This window comes from Pseudomonas sp. EL_65y_Pfl1_R83 (genome assembly GCF_963970695.1).
GTDB lineage: Bacteria > Pseudomonadota > Gammaproteobacteria > Pseudomonadales > Pseudomonadaceae > Aquipseudomonas > Aquipseudomonas tritici.
Genome location: NZ_CAXAQI010000002.1, coordinates 15,156 through 31,582 on the forward strand (window position 1 = coordinate 15,156; position 16,427 = coordinate 31,582).

Consider the following 16,427-nt stretch of genomic DNA (forward strand, 5'->3'; position numbering starts at 1 on the left):
TGGCAAGCCACACACAGTTGATTGCATTCCTAATCGATAAATCAGTGTTTTCGTAGCCATAAAAAGCCCCGCCTGATCACTCAGGCGGGGCTTTTCAGTTGCTGCTGGAATCAGGCGAGGGGTTTAGGCTCGTGCTCTGCTTCCCGTGCAGCCGCGGCGGCGGCTTCAGCTTCCTTGCGACGACGACGCACTTCACGTGGGTCGTTCGGTGCACGGCCGTTTTCGGTCAGCGCGCTGGCCGGTGCGGCTTCAACCACTGGAGCGGCAACTTCGGCAACCACCGGCGCTTCAACGACTGGCGCAGGTTCAACGACCGGAGCTGGCTCAACCACTGGGGCAGGCTCGGCAACCACGACTTCAGCAGCCGGTGCTGGCGCTTCTTCCACCACAGGGGCTGGCGCTTCAACCGGAGCGGCAGGCTCGGCAGTCCATTGGAAGGCGGTCTGTTCCTCACGAACTTCGCGTACTTCTGATGCGGCTTCGACAACCGGTGTTTCAACAACCGCTTCGACCACTGGCTGAGATTCAACCACAGGTGCTGGCTCAACAGCTGCCACTTCAACTTCTGGCTGAGCTTCAGGCGCCTGCGCCACTTCCACTTCCGGTACAACCGGCGCTTCGATTGGGCTAGTCGCTTCGACAACCGGTGCTTCTACCACTGGCGCTTCAGCAGCGGGGGCTTCAACAACCGGCGTTTCAACGACTGGGGTCTCGGCAACAGGTGCTTGCACAGCAGCGGTTTCTTCGACAGTGGCGTTAGCGCGTTCAGCCTGATCGTGGGCCTGGGCTTCAGCAGGTGCGCTGATGACCGAGCTGGCAACGGCAGCAGTAACGGCCAGGCCGGCAGCCAGTTCGTCGCCAGTTGGCTCGCTGGTAGCGGTTTCTGCGTTTTCGCCGGCTTCTTCCGAGCCTTCGATCACGTTGCCGTTGGCATCACGTTGACGCTCACGACGGTTGCTGCGACGACGCTGGCCACGGGAGCGGCGGCGTGGACGATCGCCTTCGGCGCCTTCCTGACCGTCTTCCTGCCGTTGCTCTTCGCTGGTCAGCACTTCCTCTTCTTCGCTGGCGGTAGCCGTTTGCTCGGCACGTGGTTGACGCTCTTCACGCGGAGCGCGCGGTTGGCGTTCTTCACGTGGCGCACGCTCTTCGCGTGGTTGGCGAGCCGGGCGTTCTTCTGCAACGACAGCGGCACCGGCAACGGCAACGGCTGGCGCAGCGTCCAGTGGCTCGCGCAGTTCACGCACACGCTCTTCACGCTCGCCGCGAGGCTTGCGATCTTCACGCGGGGCACGTGGAGCACGTGGTGCGCGCTCTTCACGCGGTGCGCGTTCTACGGCTGGCGTTTCTTCACGGGCTTCGCGAGGGGCACGCTCTTCACGTGGGGCGCGTTCTTCACGCGGCGCACGTTCTTCGCGCGGCTTGCGCTCTTCGTCACGGCGACCGTTGCGGTTACGGCTTTGTTGGCGACCGTTGCGACGCTCTTCGTTGCGTGCAGGACGCTCGGAAGCCGGTTTTTCAACCACAACCGGAGCGGCTGGCTCTTCTTTGGTGGCGAACAGGCTGACCAGCGACTTCACCAGGCCTTTGAACAGGCTTGGCTCAGGCATAACGGCCGGTGCGGCAACAGGCGCTGCTGCTTCAACTGGTACCGGTGCATTGGCGCGGGCAGGGGCCGTCTTGACCGCAGCTTCCTGGCGAACCAAGGTGCGGGTCGCAGCGGCTGGCTGGACTTCTTCCACTTCAGCAGCGGCAGCGGCGATTTCGTAGCTGGACTGGCCGCTGTGGGCTTCCGGGCTGTCATCACGCAGGCGCTGCACTTCGAAGTGCGGCGTTTCGAGGTGATCGTTCGGCAGGATGACGATACGGGCACGGGTGCGCAGTTCGATCTTGGTGATCGAGTTGCGTTTTTCGTTGAGCAGGAAAGCTGCAACCGGAATCGGCACTTGTGCGCGGACTTCGGCGGTGCGGTCTTTCAGGGCTTCTTCTTCGATCAGGCGCAGGATCGCCAGGGACAGCGATTCAACGTCACGGATGATACCGGTGCCGTTGCAACGCGGGCAGACGATACCGCTGCTTTCGCCCAGGGAAGGACGCAGGCGCTGACGAGACATTTCCAACAGGCCGAAGCGCGAGATGCGGCCGACTTGCACGCGGGCACGGTCAGCTTCCAGGCATTCGCGGACTTTCTCTTCCACGGCGCGCTGGTTCTTGGCTGGGGTCATGTCGATAAAGTCGATCACGATCAGGCCGCCGATATCACGCAGGCGCAGTTGGCGGGCGATTTCTTCAGCCGCTTCCAGGTTGGTCTGCAGCGCGGTTTCTTCGATGTCGCTGCCTTTGGTCGCACGCGCCGAGTTGATATCGATGGACACCAGGGCTTCGGTCGGGTCGATCACAATGGAGCCGCCGGAAGGCAGTTCGACCACGCGCTGGAAGGCGGTCTCGATCTGGCTTTCGATCTGGAAACGGTTGAACAGCGGAACGCTGTCTTCGTAGAGCTTGATCTTGCTGGCGTACTGCGGCATCACCTGGCGGATGAAGGTCAGGGCTTCGTCCTGGGCTTCAACGCTGTCGATCAGCACTTCGCCGATGTCCTGGCGCAGGTAATCACGGATGGCGCGGATGATCACGTTGCTTTCCTGATAGATCAGGAACGGCGCGGAACGATCCAGGGACGCTTCTTTGATGGCGGTCCACAGTTGCAGCAGGTAGTCGAGGTCCCACTGCATTTCTTCGCTGCTGCGGCCCAGGCCGGCAGTACGAACGATCAGGCCCATGTCGGCCGGTGCGATCAGGCCGTTCAGCGCTTCACGCAGTTCGTTGCGCTCTTCGCCTTCGATGCGACGGGAAATGCCGCCGGCACGTGGGTTGTTCGGCATCAGCACCAGGTAACGGCCGGCCAGGCTGATGAAGGTGGTCAGGGCGGCGCCCTTGTTGCCACGTTCTTCTTTTTCGACCTGGACGATGACTTCCTGGCCTTCGCTCAGGACGTCCTTGATGTTCACGCGGCCTTCAGGGGCTTTCTTGAAGTATTCGCGGGAGATTTCTTTGAGGGGCAGGAAGCCGTGGCGCTCGGAGCCGAAATCGACAAAGGCAGCCTCAAGGCTTGGTTCGATGCGAGTAATTCGGCCTTTATAGATGTTGGCCTTCTTTTGCTCGCGTGCACCGGATTCGATGTCCAGGTCGTAGAGGCGTTGGCCATCTACCAGTGCAACACGCAACTCTTCGGGTTGAGTTGCGTTAATCAGCATTCTTTTCATGTTGTACCGTCGGTTTCCGGGCTGCCGGAAACGGCGTTCGGCACACACGACTTCTCACGGTCGGTGTCAGGTGCGTCAAGAGTGGTTGGCCACTCCAGTGTCCAGCAATAACAGGCCAATTGGGCCGTATCGCGACGGACGCGTCCTGCTTGTTAGCGGTGGTGACAAAGGCACCACTTCAACAAAAGCTAAGGTCAGGAGGAGGAATCAACCGACGACTGTGGACGAGATGAAGCGTCTAAATATAAGCCTAGTGCTACACGGTCCGACGGTTGTGCATCTCCACCCTACACGTATCCCTGATAATTCGGGTGCTGCCGCGCGCAGAATCCGCAGCGGGTTGGCATTTACCGTGTTCTCCAATGGGGAGTCCACGCTCATGGCTAAACAAGACTGAATGTGGGCGACTGCGCTCTCACTCAGCTCTTAACAGGCGTTGTTTCCGAAGCATTCGCCATGGTCTGGCTCAAAACTGACTGCACTTTGTGAACTGGCCGTAAATATCGGCGCAAAACGCGAGTATTCACTCTGCGTTCTGCACTCGCTTCAGGCCTCATGTCACCTGCGCTCGTTACAATCCTGAGCCTTCCAAGGTGGCGAACACCCCGTAGGACGGCCTCGCGTCCTGATGAATTGCGATGGTCAGGGCCGGCAGTTTGCCGCTAGTCCTCTGTCCAGGCCGCTTTTGGCGGCGTTCGCGACTATAGCAGCAATGATTAAGTGCTTCAATTCCATAAAAATTGTTATCATCGCCGCCATGACGAATACCGCCCCCCAGACCCCCAGCGTCCAGCTGCTTGAGGTCTCGCCGGAATATGCCGGCCAACGCATCGACAATTTTCTCCTGGCCAGGCTCAAAGGCGTGCCCAAGACCTTGATTTATCGCATCTTGCGTAAAGGTGAAGTGCGGGTGAACAAGGGTCGGATCAAGCCCGAGTACAAGTTGCAGGCGGGCGACATCGTCCGTGTGCCGCCGGTTCGCGTGCCCGAGCGTGATGAGCCCGTGCCGTTGGCGCAGGGTCTGTTGCAGCGCCTTGAGGCGTCGATTGTCTTTGAAGATAACAAGCTGATCGTGATCAACAAGCCCTGCGGCATTGCGGTTCACGGCGGCAGCGGCCTGACGTTTGGCGTGATCGAAGCCTTTCGTCAGTTGCGTCCGGACGCCAAGGAGCTTGAGTTGGTCCATCGCCTGGACCGAGACACCTCCGGCCTGCTAATGATCGCCAAGAAACGCAGTATGTTGCGCCACCTGCACACCGCCCTGCGTGGCGATGGTGTGGACAAGCGCTACATGGCGCTGGTGCGCGGCAACTGGGCCAGCTCCATCAAGAGCGTTCGCGCGCCGTTGCAGAAGAGCAACCTGCGTTCCGGCGAGCGCATGGTGGAAGTGGACGAGGAGGGCAAAGAAGCCCTGACTTTGTTCAAGGTGCTTCGCCGTTTCGGCGACTTTGCCACCCTGGTCGAGGCCAAGCCGGTGACCGGTCGTACCCACCAGATTCGTGTGCACACGCTGCATGCGGGCCACTGCATCGCTGGCGATACCAAATACGGCGACGAGGACTTCTCCAAGGAGATCCGCGACCTGGGCGGCAAACGGCTGTTCCTGCACGCCTACATGCTCACCGTGCCGCTGCCGGATGGTGGTGAGTTGAAGCTGCAAGCGCCGGTCGACGAGATGTGGGCCAAGACCGTGGAGCGCTTGAGTGTCGCACCGTGATTACAAGCTGCTGATATTTGATTGGGACGGCACCCTGGCCAATTCCATTGGCCGGATCGTCGAATCGATGCACATGGCGTCAACGCGTTCGGGTTTCGAGCTGTGCAGCGACTTCGCGGTCAAGGGCATTATCGGTCTGGGCTTGCCTGAGGCGATCCGCACCTTGTACCCCGACATTAGTGAAGCCGAATTGGTCGCGTTTCGCGAGCACTACGCCGATCACTACACGGCGCTGGAGGCGGAGCCTTCGCCGCTGTTTGAGGGTGTGGTGCAGTCCCTGCAGGCCTTTCGCGCCGAGGGTTACCACTTGGCGGTTGCCACCGGCAAGTCGCGTCGCGGGTTGGATCGAGTGCTCAAGGCCCACGGTTGGGGTGATTATTTCGATATCACCCGTGCTGCCGATGAAACCGCCAGCAAACCTCATCCTCTGATGCTGGAGCAGATCCTCGCGCATTGCGGCGTGTCGCCACGCCAGGCCTTGATGGTGGGGGATGCCTCTTTCGATCTGATGATGGCGCGCAATGCAGGCATGGACAGCGTGGCGGTCAGCTACGGCGCCCAGGCTGCCGAGGCCTTGCAGCATTATGAGCCGCGACTGACGATTGATCATTTTTCCGAATTGCAGGCCTGGCTAAACCGGGCCCGATGAGTCTTTGCTGGGGTTAATGGCATGAGTGACGAATGGAAAGCGCCCGAAAAGGCTGAAAGCGGTGATGACAAGAGCTGGAAACTGCTGGAGAAAACCCTCCTGGCCAGCGTTCAGGAGCAGCGTCGTGCGCGGCGCTGGGGGATTTTCTTCAAGCTGCTGACCTTTGTCTGGCTTATTGCCATGCTGGCATTGTTCAGCCCGCTGATGGACGTGGAAAAAAATGCGACCCGTGGCGCCAACTACACCGCCCTGATCGAGGTGCGCGGGGTGATCGCCGATAAGGAACCCGCCAGCGCCGACAATATCGTCAGCAGCCTGCGTGCTGCGTTTGAAGATCCCAAGGTCAAGGGCGTGATCCTGCGCATCAACAGCCCGGGCGGCAGTCCGGTGCAGTCGGGTTATGTGTATGACGAGATTCGCCGTCTGCGTGGCCTGCACCCGGATATCAAGCTGTATGCGGTGATTTCCGACCTGGGCGCTTCCGGTGCCTATTACATCGCCAGTGCGGCAGACCAGATCTACGCCGACAAGGCCAGTCTGGTGGGGTCCATTGGTGTGACGGCGGCCGGTTATGGCTTTGTCGGCGCCATGGAGAAGCTGGGTGTGGAGCGCCGCACCTACACCTCGGGCGAGCACAAGTCGTTCCTCGACCCGTTCCAGCCACAGAAGGCTGATGAAACCGCATTCTGGCAGGGCGTGCTCGACACCACCCATCGCCAGTTTATCGCCAGCGTGAAGCAGGGGCGTGGCGACCGCCTAAAGGATAAGGAACATCCCGAGTTGTTCTCCGGGTTGGTGTGGTCAGGCGAGCAGGCGTTGCCGTTGGGCTTGATTGACGGCCTGGGGAGTGCCAGTTTCGTTGCGCGGGATGTGATTGGCGAGAAGGAGTTGGTGGATTTTACGGTTGAGGAATCGCCGTTTGATCGGTTCTCCAAGAGGCTGGGTGCCAGCGTAGCCGAGAAGCTGGCGTTGTATATGGGCTTCCAGGGTCCAAGCTTGCGCTGATCTAACAGATGCATAGATTCAAATGTGGGAGCGGGCTTGCCCGCGATATCGGTTGGCCAGTCGACATTTATAGTGGCTGGACCACCGCTATCGCAGGCAAGCCAGCTTCCACAGTAGTTTGGTGGTGGAATTAAGGGATTTGCACGCCTTCAGCCAATAGCATATCCACCAGGCGGATTAGCGGCAGCCCAACCAGGCTGGTTGCGTCCGGCCCTTCAGTGCTCTGGAACAGGCTCACGCCCAGCCCCTCAGCCTTGAAGCTGCCTGCGCAGTCATACGGCTGCTCAATCCGCAGATAGCGCTCAACACGCTCAACGTCCAGCTCACGCATGTGCACGGTAAAAGGTACGCAGTCGACTTGGCAGTGTCCTGTCTCGCTGTTCAACAGCGCCAGGCCGGTGAGAAAGCTGACGCGCTTGCCGCTGGCGGCTAATAATTGCTCGCGGGCGTTTTCAAAGGTGTGAGGCTTGCCGATGATCCGGCCTTCCAGTGCGGCAACCTGATCAGAGCCGATAATCAAATGCCCTGGATGGCTGGCCGCTAACGCGCGGGCCTTCTCTTCGGCCAGGCGCTTGACCAGCTCAATGGCGGACTCATTTGTGCGATGGCTTTCATCGATATCCGGCGAGCTGCAGATGAATGGCAGGTGCAGGCGGCTCAGCAATTCCCTGCGATAAATCGAGCTGGATGCGAGTAATAAAGGCAGCATGGGCGACTCCTAAAAGGCAGTGGCAGATTCTAGCGCGTGACCGGCTGACGCACAGGGCTGAATTTCCTTTGACATGGCCCGGTGCATCCCTATAATGCTGCGCCTATGTTGAATGACCCGATTCCACCTCACGTTGACCCGCGCAAACTGGCTGATCGTGGCACTTCCCTTCAAGGTGAGTTGCTGTTGGCCAATTTGGAGAGACTCTGCGACCCGCTTTCCGACACTGTCGGTACGGTGCAGGCTAAATTCGTTTTTGAACGAGATGAACGTAAATCTGTGGTAATTCACAGCGTTATCGACACCGAAGTCAAAATGGTTTGCCAGCGTTGTCTTGAGCTGGTCACCCTGCCGATCCACAGCGAATGCAGTTACGCTGTGGTGAAAGAGGGTGCGAATACCCAGTCGTTGCCGAAAGGTTATGACGTGCTGGAACTGGGCGAAGATCCATTGGATCTGCATGCACTGATCGAGGAGGAGCTTCTGCTCGCCTTGCCCATTGTGCCTGCTCATCATCCGGAAGAATGCCAGCAGCCGGCGGACCTCGGCGACGAGTCCGAACCGAGCGAGGACGAGGTAACGCGGTCCAACCCGTTCAGTGTATTGGCGCAGTTAAAGCGTGACCCAAACGTTTAGGAGTTAATCAATTATGGCTGTTCAGCAGAACAAAAAATCCCGCTCTGCCCGTGACATGCGTCGTTCGCACGATGCCCTGACGGCGAGCACTCTGTCTGTAGAAAAAACCACCGGTGAAATTCACCTGCGTCACCACGTATCGCCAGAAGGCGTATACCGTGGTCGTAAAGTGATCGACAAGGGCGCTGACGAGTAATCACTTGTCTGCTCTAGTCATCGCGATAGACGCAATGGGCGGGGACTTCGGTCCCCGCAGCATTGTTCAGGCCTGCATTGCCAGCCTGTCTGCCACACCCTCGCTGCACCTGACCCTCGTCGGTCAACCTTCCCCTCTTGAAGAACTGATTGCCAGCCATCCGGCAGTGGATCGCGCGCGCCTGACGATTACGCCGGCCAGCGAAACCATTGGTATGGATGAAAAGCCGGCGGCAGCCCTGCGTGGCAAGCCCGATTCTTCGATGCGGGTGGCCCTGGAGCTGCTGCGTGATGGCAAGGTGCAAGCCTGTGTCAGTGCCGGCAACACCGGGGCCTTGATGGCGTTGTCGCGGCATGTGCTCAAGACATTGCCGGGCATTGATCGCCCGGCGATGGTGGCGGCGATTCCGACGCAGAAAGGTTACTGCCAGTTGCTGGACCTGGGTGCGAATGTCGATTGCAGTGCCGAGCACCTGTTGCAGTTTGCTGTGATGGGCTCGGTGGCCGCCGAAGCGCTGGGCGTGGCCCGGCCGCGGGTGGCGTTGCTGAATATCGGCACCGAAGATATCAAGGGCAACCAGCAGGTCAAGCTCGCCGCCACCTTGCTGCAAAGCGCGCGCGGCTTGAACTACATCGGATTCGTCGAGGGTGATGGGTTGTACCGTGGCGAGGCGGAAGTGGTGGTGTGCGACGGGTTTGTCGGCAATATCCTGCTCAAGTCCAGCGAAGGCTTGGCGACCATGATCGCCGCGCGTATCGAGGCGTTGTTCAAACAGAGCCTGGCGTCGCGCCTGGTCGGCGCCCTGGCGCTGCCGTTGATGCGCCGCTTGCAGGCTGACCTGGCCCCGGCGCGGCATAACGGCGCAAGTTTCCTGGGGCTGCAGGGCATTGTGGTAAAAAGCCATGGCTCGGCTGGCGTCGAGGGCTTTCAAAGTGCTATTGCGCGGGCCGTGATCGAGATCCAGGAGAACCTGCCGCAACGCTTGCACGGCCGTCTTGAGGATCTGTTGCCTTAGGCGAATCGGCCCGGGAATGCTTAAATGTGACCGGCCAGTTCAATTGACCATCCAATCTGTCAGTTTCGTGCGCTCCCACCGTAGGCGTGCGCATTTTTGACGACCAGATCATTAGGGGCTTGTTACATGTCTACATCCCTCGCATTCGTCTTTCCAGGGCAGGGTTCGCAGTCCCTCGGCATGTTGGCCGAACTGGGCGCGCAATACCCGTTGATCCTGGACACCTTCAAGGAAGCTTCCGACGCCCTGGGTTACGACCTGTGGGCGCTGACCCAGCAGGGGCCGGAAGAACAACTCAATCAAACCGATAAAACCCAGCCGGCCATCCTGACCGCTTCGGTCGCCCTGTGGCGCTTGTGGCTGGCGGAAGGCGGCGCGCGTCCAGCATTCGTCGCCGGTCACAGCCTGGGCGAATACAGCGCCTTGGTGGCGGCGGGCAGCCTGACCCTGGCTGAAGCGGTCAAGCTGGTCGAGCGTCGTGGGCAGCTGATGCAAGAAGCCGTTCCGGCAGGGCAGGGCGGCATGGCTGCCATCCTGGGCCTGGACGACGCCGTGGTGATCGAAGCCTGCGCCGAAGCGGCCCAGGGTGAAGTGGTCAGCGCCGTTAACTTCAACTCCCCTGGCCAAGTGGTCATCGCGGGTGCCAAGGCCGCCGTTGAGCGCGCAATCGAAATCTGCAAAGCCCGTGGTGCCAAGCGTGCCTTGCCGTTGCCGGTAAGCGTGCCGTCCCACTGCGAATTGATGCGCCCGGCTGCCGAGCGTTTTGCCGAGTCCATCGCTGCCGTCAACTGGCAGGCACCGCAGATCCCACTGGTACAGAACGTCAGCGCCGCCGTGGCGGCCGACCTCGACACCCTCAAGCGCGACCTGCTTGAGCAGCTCTACAAGCCCGTACGCTGGGTTGAGTCGGTCCAGACCTTGGCGGCCAATGGCGCCACCGAGCTGGTCGAGTGTGGCCCGGGCAAAGTCCTCGGCGGCCTGAACAAGCGCTGCGCCGACGGCGTCTCGACGGCCAACCTCAATACACCTGACGCCTTTGCTGCCGCTCGCGCAGCCCTGGCCTGACCCTCTATTTCCGAACTTAGGAGAAGCCTGCATGAGTCTGCAAGGTAAAGTTGCACTGGTTACCGGCGCAAGCCGTGGCATTGGCCAGGCCATCGCCCTGGAGCTGGGCCGTCAGGGCGCCGTTGTGATCGGCACTGCCACGTCCGCCTCGGGCGCCGAGCGTATCGCCGCGACCCTGAAGGAAAACGGCGTGCAAGGCACCGGCCTTGAGCTGAACGTGACCAGCGATGAGTCAGTGGCCGCCGTACTGGCCGAGATCACCGCACAATTTGGCGCGCCGGCGATTCTGGTAAACAACGCCGGCATCACCCGCGACAACCTGATGATGCGCATGAAAGACGACGAGTGGTACGACGTGGTCGATACCAACTTGAACAGTCTGTTTCGCCTGTCCAAGGGCGTTTTGCGTGGCATGACCAAGGCGCGTTGGGGGCGAATTATCAATATTGGCTCCGTAGTGGGTGCCATGGGCAACGCAGGCCAAGTAAACTACGCGTCCGCCAAGGCCGGTCTGGAAGGTTTCAGCCGTGCATTGGCACGTGAAGTCGGCTCGCGGTCGATTACGGTCAACTCGGTGGCCCCAGGGTTCATCGACACCGATATGACCCGTGAGCTGCCGGAAGCACAGCGTGAAGCCTTGCTGACGCAGATTCCGCTGGGCCGTCTGGGCCAGGCTCAAGAGATCGCGAATGTGGTCACTTTCCTGGCATCCGACGGTGCGGCATACGTGACTGGGGCTACAATCCCGGTGAACGGCGGGATGTACATGAGTTAAATTGTGACGGATCGCTTCAAAAAAATGTCATACGAGCTGTCTAAAATCCGTTATAAAGCTGCAACTTAATTTATAGGCGGGTGGCCGACCGGGTACTGGGTGAAGCTTTCAGTTGAAAAGCTGAAATGGCTTTCTATACACTTACCCACTGGCCAGCTGCCTGAATTTGTCCATTAGGAGTTAAACAAGGTATGAGCACCATCGAAGAGCGCGTCAAGAAAATCGTCGCCGAGCAACTGGGCGTTAAGGAAGAAGAAGTGGTCAACACTGCTTCCTTCGTAGAAGACCTGGGTGCCGATTCCCTTGACACCGTTGAGCTGGTGATGGCTTTGGAAGAGGAATTCGAGACCGAAATCCCGGACGAAGAAGCTGAAAAAATCACTACTGTTCAAGCTGCTATCGACTACGTTACTAGCCACCAGGCGTAATAGTTTGTAGTCGTCGCTTGCTTTCAGGGAAAAACCGCACTGCTGTAACGGCGTGCGGTTTTTTCTTTAGCCCTGACGAAATGTGAGCGCTGAAGCAAAAGTGTCGTCATTAGAAAAAGGAGAGTGCTGTGTCGCGTAGACGCGTCGTAGTCACCGGTATGGGTATGTTGTCGCCACTGGGCACGGATGTGCCGAGCAGTTGGCAGGGCATTCTGGCTGGCCACAGTGGTATTGGTCTGATCGAACACACGGACCTTTCTGCCTATTCCACCCGTTTTGGCGGCTCGGTAAAGGGCTTCAATGTCGAGGAATATCTCTCGGTCAAAGAATCCCGCAAACTCGACCTGTTCATTCAATACGGCCTGGCAGCCGGTTTTCAGGCAGTGCGTAACGCCGGCCTGGAAGTCACCGACGCCAACCGTGACCGCATCGGCGTGGCCATGGGATCGGGTATTGGTGGTTTGACCAATATCGAAGAAACCAGCCGCACGTTGCACGATTCCGGCCCCCGTCGAATTTCACCGTTCTTCGTGCCGGGCTCGATCATCAACATGATTTCCGGTTTCCTGTCCATCCACTTGGGCGCACAGGGGCCTAATTACGCCATTGCCACCGCGTGCACCACGGGCACGCACTGCATCGGCATGGCGGCGCGCAACATCGCCTATGACGAAGCTGACGTGATGATCGCTGGCGGCGCCGAGATGGCGGCCTGTGGCCTTGGCATGGGCGGCTTCGGCGCGTCCCGTGCACTGTCGACCCGCAACGACGAGCCCACCCGCGCCAGTCGCCCTTGGGACAAAGGCCGTGATGGTTTCGTTCTGTCCGACGGCGCCGGTGCACTGGTGCTGGAAGAGTTGGAACACGCTAAGGCGCGTGGCGCGACCATCTATGCCGAGCTGATCGGCTTTGGCATGAGCGGCGACGCCTACCACATGACCTCGCCACCCTCCGACGGTGCCGGCGCTGCGCGTTGCATCACCAACGCGCTGCGCGATGCGAAGGTCAACCCGAACCAGGTGCAGCACATCAACGCTCATGGCACGTCGACGCCGACTGGCGATTTGGCGGAAGCTGAAGCCATCAAGTCGGTGTTCGGCGAGCATGCCTACAAGCTGGCGGTCAGCTCCACCAAGTCCATGACCGGCCACTTGTTGGGCGCGGCGGGTGCGGTCGAAGCGATCTTCAGCGTGATGGCCATCAAGGATCAGGTCGCTCCCCCGACCATCAACCTCGATGAGCCGGACGAAGGCTGCGACTTGAACTTCGTGCCTCACGAAGCGCAGCCGATGCCGATCGACGTGGTGATCTCCAACTCGTTCGGTTTTGGTGGCACTAACGGGTCCCTGGTGTTCCGCCGGTTCGCCGAGTGATGCACAGCTGGGTCGACGGTCAGCCAGCGGATAACGTGCCCCTGAAAGATCGCGGCCTGGCGTATGGCGACGGGTTGTTCGAGACCATTGCCGTCAGGGCCGGGCAACCGGTGCTGCTCGACCGTCACCTGCAACGCCTCGATCAGGGTTGCAGGCGCCTCGCTTTGGTTGCAGATCAGCCTTTGATCCGCAACGAAGTGCTGGCCTATGCCGGCGCCCTTGGCGACGGTGTCCTCAAGGTGATCCTTACCCGTGGCGACAGCCTGCGTGGCTATGGCATCAACCCTGGCGCGCCAGTGCGCCGTATCTTGCAGGGCAACCCGCCCGCTACTTATCCCCTCGCCCATGGAACCGACGGCATCCGCCTTTTTCCGTGCGCCACCCGCTTGGCCGAGCAGCCACTGCTGGCCGGCCTCAAACACCTCAATCGCCTCGAGCAGGTGATCGCCCGCGCCGAATGGCAGGATGCCGAGCACGCTGAGGGTTTGATGCTGGACATGTCTGGGCGTGTCATCGAAGGCGTATTCAGCAACCTGTTTCTTGTGCGCAACGGCTTGTTACTAACCGCTGATCTGACGCGTTGCGGCGTTGCCGGTGTGATGCGCGCCGAGATTCTGGCCCAGGCTCAAGCACTGGGTACCCCGGTGGCCGTGGCCGACATCAGCCTTACGCAGTTGCAGCAGGCTGACGAAGTCTTTGTGTGCAACAGCGTTTATGGCATTTGGCCTGTGCGCGGGTACGCTGCGATGAGCTGGTCGGTTGGCCCGCTCACCCGTAAACTGCAGGGCATTATTCGCGCGCTATTGGAAATTTGAGTTGATACGAAAACTGGTTGTACTGCTGCTGATCGGTCTGTTCTCGGCGGCTTTGCTGTTGGGTTATTCTGCCTGGAAGTTCGATTCTGCCTTGAAGCAGCCTTTGAACCTGACCCAGGAGCAATTGCTCGATGTACCGGCAGGGGCGACCCCGACCGGTACCTTTAATCGCCTGGAAGCCGATGGCGTGCTCGACGGCGCGTTCTGGTTGCGCCTGTACTGGCGCTTAAACCTCGACGGCCAGCCACTGCAGAGCGGCGAATACCGCATGACGCCTGGCATGACGGCGCAGGGCTTGATCGGCCTCTGGCAGCGTGGCGAAGTGGTGCAATACAGCCTGACCCTGGTCGAGGGCTGGAACTTCCGCCAGGTGCGCTCGGCCTTAGCCAACCATGAAAAGATCGTGCAGAGCCTTTCGGGCCTCACTGACAGTGAAGTCATGGATAAACTCGGCCACCCTGGCGTGTTCCCCGAGGGGCGGTTTTTCCCCGATACCTACCGCTTCGTGCGTGGCATGACCGACGTCGAATTCCTGAAAAAAGCCTATAACCGCCTGGACGATGTACTCGCCCAGGAGTGGAGCAAGCGCGCCGCCGATGCGCCGTACACCGACCCTTATCAAGCGCTGATCATGGCCTCCCTGGTGGAGAAAGAGACCGGCGTACCTGAGGAGCGTGGGCAGATCGCCGGGGTATTTGTGCGTCGATTGAAGATCGGCATGCTGTTGCAGACCGACCCAACGGTTATCTACGGCCTGGGCGAGCGCTACAACGGCAAGTTGACCCGCGCTCATCTCAAGGAAGCCAACCCTTACAACACCTACATGATTGCCGGCCTGCCGCCGACGCCTATCGCGATGGTCGGCCGCGAGGCGATCCATGCCGCGCTGAACCCGGTGCCGGGCAGCAGCCTGTATTTCGTCGCACGCGGCGATGGCAGCCATATTTTCTCGGATAACCTGGATGCGCATAATGCCGCCGTGCGCGAGTTTCAACTCAAACGCCGCGCCGATTACCGCTCCAGTCCGGCACCGGTGGCGAAGCCTGCGCAAGACGCAACGCCACCGGCGGATGAGCCAGCTGATAAACCGGCCGAGCCTGCGCCGGACACCACTGCGCCGCCAAGCCCGCAATAATTCTGACTAAGGACTGCCTGTGACTGGCTTGTTTATTACCCTGGAAGGCCCCGAGGGCGCCGGCAAAAGCACTAACCGCGATTACCTGGCCGAGTGCTTGCGCGCCCAAGGCATCGAGGTGGTGTTGACCCGCGAGCCTGGCGGTACGCCGCTGGCCGAGCGCATTCGTGAGGTCCTGCTCGCTCCGGGTGAAGAGCAGATGAACCCGGACACCGAGCTGCTGCTGGTGTTCGCCGCGCGCGCCCAGCACTTGGCCGAGGTGATTCGCCCGGCCCTGGCGCGCGGTGCCGTAGTGATCTGCGACCGGTTTACCGATTCCACCTATGCCTACCAGGGCGGCGGTCGAGGCTTGTGCCTGGAGCGCATTGCTACATTGGAAACGTTCGTCCAAGGCGACCTGCGCCCTGACCTGACCCTGGTGTTCGACCTGCCGGTGGAAGTGGGCCTGGCCCGCGCCAGTGCCCGTGGTCGCCTGGACCGTTTTGAGCTCGAAGGCCAGGCCTTCTTCGACGCGGTCCGTACTGCGTTCCTCAAACGTGCTGCGGCCGAGCCTGCGCGTTATTACCTGCTGGACGCGGCCCAACCGCTGGCCCAGGTGCAGCAAGCCATCGACGCGCTGTTGCCAACCCTGCTGGAGCGCGCCCGTGCCTGAAGCCTATCCGTGGCAGGCCAGCCTGTGGCAACAATTGGCCGGCCGTGCTCACCACGCCCATGCCTACCTGTTGCATGGACCGGTGGGTATCGGTAAGCGGGACTTGGCTGAGCGACTCATGGCCAGCCTGCTGTGCCAGCGCCCGGTCGACCTGGAAGCCTGTGGCGAGTGCAAATCCTGCCTGTTGCTCAAGGCCGGCAGCCATCCGGACAACTACGTGCTGGAGCCCGAGGAAGCCGACAAGGCGATCAAGGTCGACCAGGTCCGTGACCTCGTCAGCTTCGTGGTGCAAACCGCGCAGATGGGTGGGCGCAAGGTGGTGTTGATCGAGCCCGTGGAGGCGATGAACATCAACGCTGCCAACGCCTTGCTCAAGAGCCTGGAAGAGCCGTCTGGCGATACCGTGTTGTTGCTGGTCAGCCACCAATCGAGCCGTTTGCTGCCGACCATTCGCAGCCGCTGCGTTCAGCAGGCGTGCCCGCTGCCAAGCGAGGCGCTGAGTCTTGAGTGGCTGGCGCAGGCGTTGCCGCAGTGCAGTCAGGAAGAACGGGTCGAGTTGCTGACACTGGCAGCGGGCTCGCCATTGGCCGCGGTGAAGCTGCAAGCCCAGGGGGTGCGTGAGCAACGCGCACTGGTGGTGGAGGGCGTAAAGAAGCTGATCAAGCAGGAAGTGTCCGCGACCCAGTTGGCTGAAACTGCCTGGAAGGACATTCCGCTGCTATTGCTGTTCGACTGGTTCTGCGATTGGTCGAGCCTGATCCTGCGCTACCAGCTGACCCAGGACGAAAGCGGTCTGGGCCTGCCAGATATGCGCAAAGTGGTGCAGTACCTGGCGCAAAAAAGTGCCCAGGACAAAGTGCTGACGATCCAGGACTGGATCCTCGCCCAGCGCCAGAAAGTGCTCGGCAAAGCCAACCTCAACCGTGTGCTGTTGCTTGAAGCGCTGCTGGTGCAGTGGGTCGGTTTGCTCGGCCGGCGTTAATTTCCCTGGCTG

16 protein-coding genes are annotated in these 16,427 nt (G+C 60.4%); 14 read left to right on the forward strand and 2 right to left on the reverse strand.

What is annotated here, in order from left to right:
- Nucleotides 1-110: 110 nt before the first annotated feature.
- Nucleotides 111-3,254 (reverse strand): ribonuclease E, encoded by a 3,144-nt coding sequence (rne, locus tag AACY08_RS02280; RefSeq protein ID WP_339467768.1) that lies wholly within the window; start codon nucleotides 3,252-3,254, stop codon nucleotides 111-113.
- Between the two features lie 766 nt (nucleotides 3,255-4,020).
- Here rne and rluC point away from each other — a divergent pair.
- The 3 genes from rluC to AACY08_RS02295 are packed head-to-tail and all read left to right on the forward strand — an operon-like array spanning nucleotide 4,021 to nucleotide 6,634.
- The gene (gene rluC, locus AACY08_RS02285) at nucleotides 4,021-4,980 is read left to right on the forward strand and encodes a 23S rRNA pseudouridine(955/2504/2580) synthase RluC (protein WP_065874021.1); all 960 of its coding nucleotides are present in this window, start codon (nucleotides 4,021-4,023) and stop codon (nucleotides 4,978-4,980) included.
- Nucleotides 4,967-5,629, forward strand: a complete 663-nt coding sequence (locus tag AACY08_RS02290) for an HAD-IA family hydrolase (protein ID WP_339467770.1) — start codon at nucleotides 4,967-4,969, stop codon at nucleotides 5,627-5,629. Before rluC ends, AACY08_RS02290 begins: the two co-directional genes overlap by 14 nt.
- Before the next feature lie 21 nt (nucleotides 5,630-5,650).
- A complete protein-coding gene (locus AACY08_RS02295) occupies nucleotides 5,651-6,634 on the forward strand; it encodes a S49 family peptidase (RefSeq protein ID WP_339467773.1) in 984 nt (327 codons plus the stop codon).
- 130 nt (nucleotides 6,635-6,764) lie between these two features.
- On the opposite strand, the gene AACY08_RS02300 is transcribed toward AACY08_RS02295, so the two are convergent.
- Nucleotides 6,765-7,343, reverse strand: coding sequence for a Maf family protein (locus AACY08_RS02300; protein ID WP_339420911.1), 579 nt, complete (start codon nucleotides 7,341-7,343; stop codon nucleotides 6,765-6,767).
- A gap of 105 nt (nucleotides 7,344-7,448) precedes the next feature.
- Between AACY08_RS02300 and AACY08_RS02305 the strand changes: the two genes are divergently transcribed.
- The 11 genes from AACY08_RS02305 to AACY08_RS02355 all read left to right on the forward strand — a co-directional run bounded on the left by AACY08_RS02305 (nucleotide 7,449) and on the right by AACY08_RS02355 (nucleotide 16,415).
- On the forward strand, nucleotides 7,449-7,979 hold the full coding sequence (locus tag AACY08_RS02305) for a YceD family protein (protein WP_049711923.1): 531 nt from the start codon (nucleotides 7,449-7,451) through the stop codon (nucleotides 7,977-7,979).
- Between the two features lie 13 nt (nucleotides 7,980-7,992).
- Nucleotides 7,993-8,175, forward strand: a complete 183-nt coding sequence (gene rpmF, locus AACY08_RS02310) for a 50S ribosomal protein L32 (protein ID WP_008152339.1) — start codon at nucleotides 7,993-7,995, stop codon at nucleotides 8,173-8,175.
- Nucleotides 8,176-8,179: 4 nt separating this feature from the next.
- On the forward strand, nucleotides 8,180-9,190 hold the full coding sequence (plsX, locus tag AACY08_RS02315; RefSeq protein ID WP_339467775.1) for a phosphate acyltransferase PlsX: 1,011 nt from the start codon (nucleotides 8,180-8,182) through the stop codon (nucleotides 9,188-9,190).
- A 126-nt stretch (nucleotides 9,191-9,316) separates the two neighbouring features.
- Nucleotides 9,317-10,255: an ACP S-malonyltransferase gene (gene fabD / locus AACY08_RS02320; protein ID WP_339467777.1), complete on the forward strand. Its 939-nt coding sequence runs from the start codon at nucleotides 9,317-9,319 to the stop codon at nucleotides 10,253-10,255.
- 31 nt (nucleotides 10,256-10,286) lie between these two features.
- Nucleotides 10,287-11,030, forward strand: coding sequence for a 3-oxoacyl-ACP reductase FabG (gene fabG / locus AACY08_RS02325; RefSeq protein WP_005790544.1), 744 nt, complete (start codon nucleotides 10,287-10,289; stop codon nucleotides 11,028-11,030).
- 191 nt (nucleotides 11,031-11,221) lie between these two features.
- Complete coding sequence (acpP, locus tag AACY08_RS02330; protein ID WP_003175607.1) at nucleotides 11,222-11,458, forward strand: acyl carrier protein; 237 nt, start codon at nucleotides 11,222-11,224, stop codon at nucleotides 11,456-11,458.
- 128 nt (nucleotides 11,459-11,586) lie between these two features.
- Nucleotides 11,587-12,831: a beta-ketoacyl-ACP synthase II gene (gene fabF, locus AACY08_RS02335; RefSeq protein ID WP_339420916.1), complete on the forward strand. Its 1,245-nt coding sequence runs from the start codon at nucleotides 11,587-11,589 to the stop codon at nucleotides 12,829-12,831.
- Entirely contained in the window at nucleotides 12,831-13,646 is an 816-nt protein-coding gene (gene pabC, locus AACY08_RS02340) for an aminodeoxychorismate lyase (RefSeq protein ID WP_339467780.1), read from the forward strand. The genes fabF and pabC overlap by 1 nt, the downstream gene beginning before the upstream one ends.
- 1 nt (nucleotide 13,647) lies before the next feature.
- Nucleotides 13,648-14,781 carry an endolytic transglycosylase MltG gene (gene mltG, locus AACY08_RS02345; protein ID WP_339467782.1) on the forward strand — a complete coding sequence of 378 codons (1,134 nt, stop codon included), beginning with the start codon at nucleotides 13,648-13,650 and terminating at the stop codon, nucleotides 14,779-14,781.
- Nucleotides 14,782-14,800: 19 nt separating this feature from the next.
- A complete protein-coding gene (gene tmk / locus AACY08_RS02350; protein ID WP_339467784.1) occupies nucleotides 14,801-15,433 on the forward strand; it encodes a dTMP kinase in 633 nt (210 codons plus the stop codon).
- Nucleotides 15,426-16,415, forward strand: coding sequence for a DNA polymerase III subunit delta' (locus AACY08_RS02355; protein WP_339420921.1), 990 nt, complete (start codon nucleotides 15,426-15,428; stop codon nucleotides 16,413-16,415). The genes tmk and AACY08_RS02355 overlap by 8 nt, the downstream gene beginning before the upstream one ends.
- Nucleotides 16,416-16,427: the final 12 nt, after the last annotated feature.

Bases quoted from the DNA above. Each gene is read 5' to 3' on its own strand.
- pabC (WP_339467780.1), top strand. From the start codon at position 12,831: ATGCACAGCTGGGTCGACGGTCAGCCAGCGGATAACGTGCCCCTGAAA.
- acpP (WP_003175607.1), top strand. From the start codon at position 11,222: ATGAGCACCATCGAAGAGCGCGTCAAGAAAATCGTCGCCGAGCAACTG.
- rluC (WP_065874021.1), top strand. From the start codon at position 4,021: ATGACGAATACCGCCCCCCAGACCCCCAGCGTCCAGCTGCTTGAGGTC.
- rpmF (WP_008152339.1), top strand. From the start codon at position 7,993: ATGGCTGTTCAGCAGAACAAAAAATCCCGCTCTGCCCGTGACATGCGT.
- fabG (WP_005790544.1), top strand. From the start codon at position 10,287: ATGAGTCTGCAAGGTAAAGTTGCACTGGTTACCGGCGCAAGCCGTGGC.
- AACY08_RS02305 (WP_049711923.1), top strand. From the start codon at position 7,449: ATGTTGAATGACCCGATTCCACCTCACGTTGACCCGCGCAAACTGGCT.
- fabD (WP_339467777.1), top strand. From the start codon at position 9,317: ATGTCTACATCCCTCGCATTCGTCTTTCCAGGGCAGGGTTCGCAGTCC.
- rne (WP_339467768.1), bottom strand. From the start codon at position 3,254: ATGCTGATTAACGCAACTCAACCCGAAGAGTTGCGTGTTGCACTGGTA.
- AACY08_RS02300 (WP_339420911.1), bottom strand. From the start codon at position 7,343: ATGCTGCCTTTATTACTCGCATCCAGCTCGATTTATCGCAGGGAATTG.
- AACY08_RS02295 (WP_339467773.1), top strand. From the start codon at position 5,651: ATGAGTGACGAATGGAAAGCGCCCGAAAAGGCTGAAAGCGGTGATGAC.